This is a genomic window from Litorivivens sp., from assembly GCF_041625495.1.
Classification (GTDB): Bacteria; Pseudomonadota; Gammaproteobacteria; order Pseudomonadales; family Spongiibacteraceae; genus Litorivivens.
The window spans coordinates 1-3,699 of record NZ_JBFJTH010000254.1; the positions used below are offsets into that span (position 1 = coordinate 1).

The following is a 3,699-nucleotide window of genomic DNA, read 5'->3' on the forward strand; positions in this document are numbered from 1 at the left end:
CAAAAATCACACAACACTAACGTTGACGTTAACGTAAACTAGGCGCTAGAATCCCTTCATCGTATAAAACCGGGGTTACCCACGTGACCACCTCCACCAAGCAACGCTCCTATTCCATCTCTCAGCTGGCAGAGGAATTCGGCATTACCACCCGTGCCATCCGGTTTTACGAGGAAAAAGGGCTACTCCAGCCCAAACGTAATGGCCAGACCCGCATCTACAGTGCGGCCGACCGGGTCAAACTGATTCTGATTCTGCGCGGCAAGCGCCTCGGCCTGTCGCTGGAAGAAAGCAAGGACATCATCGAGATGTACCACCCGGATCAGGACAACAGCCAACAACTGCAAACCCTGATCGACAAGATTCGCGAAAAACGCGAACACCTCAAGCAACAACTACACGACTTGCACACCATGATGCGCGAGCTGGATGAAGCCGAGGCGCGTTGCGCCGATGCACTGACACTTATGAAACACGTCACCACATCCATATAACTATTTTTGGAAGGGCAAACCATGAACACACCGTACCCCACTTTGAATTTTGGTCTCGGCGAAGATATCGAGATGCTGCGCGATATGACCTATAACCTCGCCCAGACGGAACTGGCGCCGCGCGCTGAGGCTATTGATCGCGACAACGAATTCCCCATGGACATGTGGAAGAAGTTCGGCGACCTGGGCCTGCTCGGGGTAACCGTCAGTGAAGAATTCGGCGGCAGCAATATGGGCTATCTCGCCCACTGCGTAGCAATGGAAGAAATCAGCAGGGCTTCGGCCTCGGTTGGTTTGTCCTACGGCGCGCACTCCAACCTGTGTGTAAACCAAATTTTCAAAAACGGCACCGACGAACAGCGCCGCAAATACCTGCCCAAACTGTGCAGTGGCGAGCACGTCGGCGCACTGGCCATGTCTGAACCCAATGCGGGTTCCGATGTTGTTAGCATGAAATTGCGCGCCGAGAAAAAAGGCGACCGCTACATTCTCAACGGCAACAAAATGTGGATTACCAACGGCCCTGACGCCCATGTATATGTGATCTACGCCAAAACCGATATCGACGCCGGTCCGCGCGGCATGACCGCATTTATTGTTGAGCGCGATTTCCCAGGCTTCTCCCGCGCCCAGAAACTCGACAAGCTGGGCATGCGCGGCTCCAACACCTGCGAACTGGTATTTGAAGACTGCGAAGTACCCACTGAAAATATACTCGGTGGTGAAGGCCGTGGGGTAAACGTATTAATGAGTGGTCTCGACTACGAACGCACCGTTCTGTCTGGCGGCCCGGTCGGCATTATGCAGGCCTGTCTTGATGTAGTGGTGCCCTATATTCATGACCGCAAGCAGTTTGGTCAGAGCATTGGCGAATTCCAGCTTATGCAGGGCAAGGTCGCCGACATGTACACCGAGCTCAATGCCAGCCGCGCCTATCTTTATGCGGTAGCGCGCGCCTGCGATCGCGGCGAAGAAAGCCGCAAGGATGCTGCAGCCGTAATTCTTTACACCGCCGAGCGCGCTACGCAGATGGCGCTACAAGCCATCCAGACACTGGGCGGCAATGGCTATATCAATGAATACCCGACTGGGCGGCTCTTGCGCGATGCCAAGCTCTATGAGATAGGCGCTGGTACATCCGAAATTCGCCGCATGCTGATTGGTCGGGAACTGTTTAAGGAAACTGCGTGAGGCCTGGCGGGTAATTCTGTTCGCGGGCGGGCCCGCGAAAAAACTCGCCAGAGTTTAAAAGGAAAAAGGCAATGATCATTAACAGCACAATCAATCCGCGCTCCGAAGACTTCGAAGCCAACCGGACACACATGCAGGCACTGGTTGACGACCTGCGCGCCAAGATCGCCCAGATCAGTCTCGGCGGCGGCGAGAAATACCAGAAGCGCCATACCGAGCGCGGCAAGCTGCTCCCCCGCGAGCGTATCAACGCCCTGCTCGACCCCGGTTCACCCTTTCTGGAACTATCGCAATTGGCGGCCTGGGAAGTGTATGACGATTATGTACCTGCAGCCGGCATCATCACCGGTGTGGGGCGTGTCGCCGGTCAGGAATGTATGATTGTTGCCAACGACGCAACCGTGAAAGGTGGCTCCTATTACCCCCTGACCGTTAAAAAGCATCTGCGCGCCCAGAGCATCGCCGCTGAAAACAATCTGCCTTGTATCTATCTGGTGGACTCCGGTGGCGCCAACCTGCCCCGTCAAGATGACGTGTTCCCGGACCGCGACCATTTCGGCCGTTTCTTCTTCAATCAGGCCAATATGTCGGCAAAGGGTATTCCGCAAATTGCCGTCGTGATGGGCTCGTGCACCGCTGGCGGCGCCTATATTCCCGCCATGGCCGATGAATCTATCATTGTTAAAAATCAGGGCACTATATTTCTCGCCGGCCCACCGCTGGTAAAAGCTGCAACAGGGGAAGTGGTTACCGCCGAAGAACTCGGCGGCGCCGACGTGCACTGCAAAACCTCCGGTGTATCCGATCACTACGCCAATAACGATCACCACGCCCTGCAACTAGCCCGCAACTCCGTTTCGCGCTTGAACCGCACCAAACCACAACAGCTGGATATAACCGAGTCAAAAGAACCGCTATACGCCCCGGAAGAAATTTACGGCGTGATTCCAAAAGACACTCGCAAACCCTACGACGTACGCGAAGTGATTGCGCGCATTGTCGACGGTTCAGAGTTCGACGAGTTCAAAGCGCTTTACGGCACCACCCTGGTCTGTGGCTTTGCTCGCCTGTACGGCATGCCCGTTGGCATTGTGGCCAATAACGGCATACTGTTTTCCGAGTCTGCCCAGAAAGGCGCCCACTTTGTAGAGCTGTGCGCCCAGCGCAAAATTCCCTTGATCTTTCTACAGAACATCACCGGCTTTATGGTGGGTAAACAGTACGAAACCGGCGGCATCGCAAAACACGGCGCCAAAATGGTTACCGCCGTAGCCTGTGCCCAGGTACCCAAACTCACCGTATTGATTGGCGGTTCCTTTGGCGCCGGCAACTACGGAATGTGTGGCCGCGCCTACGACCCGCGCTTTATGTTCATGTGGCCGAATGCCCGCATCTCGGTGATGGGCGGCGAACAGGCCGCCGGTGTCCTGGCGCAGATCAAGCGCGATCAGCTTGAGCGCGAAGGCAAGGAATGGTCTGCCGAAGAAGAGATTGAATTCAAGAAGCCTACACTGGAGATGTATGAGCATCAGGGGCATCCTTATTATGCCTCGGCGCGGCTTTGGGATGATGGGGTTATTGATCCTGCGGATACTCGTAGGGTATTGGGATTGAGTTTGGCAGCATCGCTTAATCGGGAGATTGAGGAGACTAAGTTTGGGGTTTTCCGGATGTAATTGGACGCTGTCGCGTTAGCGATGGTTGGTGATGGAACAGGTTTCGCCCTGTTGGGCGAGTGACTTCTTTTTGCATGCCCAAAAAGAAGTCACCAAGAAAAAGGGCACCCTGTTCCGCAGTCGGTCTCCGCTGCGCTCCAACCGATCCCTTGCGCGCTTCGCATCCGGTGGCGCAAACGGAAACTCGCCCTATCGGGCTCAGACACCCGTTTGCTTCATCCACCGGCTGCTCCAGTGCTCAGCTGCTCCAAAGGGGGCTTGCCGAGCTGGATCGAACAGTGCCACAGAACCAACAGTAGGCACCCCCGACTCCCCTTTGGAGGCGCCGAGAAGCGCAG

3 protein-coding genes are annotated in these 3,699 nt (G+C 55.6%); all 3 read left to right on the forward strand.

Translation table 11 applies throughout. The features are described 5' to 3' along the window. The first annotated feature begins 83 nt into the window (after window positions 1-83). The 3 genes from ABYP39_RS17990 to ABYP39_RS18000 all read left to right on the forward strand — a co-directional run bounded on the left by ABYP39_RS17990 (window position 84) and on the right by ABYP39_RS18000 (window position 3,361). Window positions 84-494, forward strand: a complete 411-nt coding sequence (locus tag ABYP39_RS17990; protein ID WP_372749198.1) for a MerR family DNA-binding transcriptional regulator — start codon at window positions 84-86, stop codon at window positions 492-494. Window positions 495-515: 21 nt separating this feature from the next. Next, the gene (locus ABYP39_RS17995) at window positions 516-1,685 is read left to right on the forward strand and encodes an isovaleryl-CoA dehydrogenase (RefSeq protein WP_372783989.1); all 1,170 of its coding nucleotides are present in this window, start codon (window positions 516-518) and stop codon (window positions 1,683-1,685) included. Between the two features lie 71 nt (window positions 1,686-1,756). Next, a complete protein-coding gene (locus ABYP39_RS18000) occupies window positions 1,757-3,361 on the forward strand; it encodes a carboxyl transferase domain-containing protein (RefSeq protein ID WP_372759955.1) in 1,605 nt (534 codons plus the stop codon). The last annotated feature ends 338 nt before the right edge of the window (window positions 3,362-3,699 follow it).

Excerpts from the sequence above, each read along its gene's own strand:
- ABYP39_RS17995 (WP_372783989.1), top strand. The coding sequence starts at position 516 with ATGAACACACCGTACCCCACTTTGAATTTTGGTCTCGGCGAAGATATC.
- ABYP39_RS18000 (WP_372759955.1), top strand. The coding sequence starts at position 1,757 with ATGATCATTAACAGCACAATCAATCCGCGCTCCGAAGACTTCGAAGCC.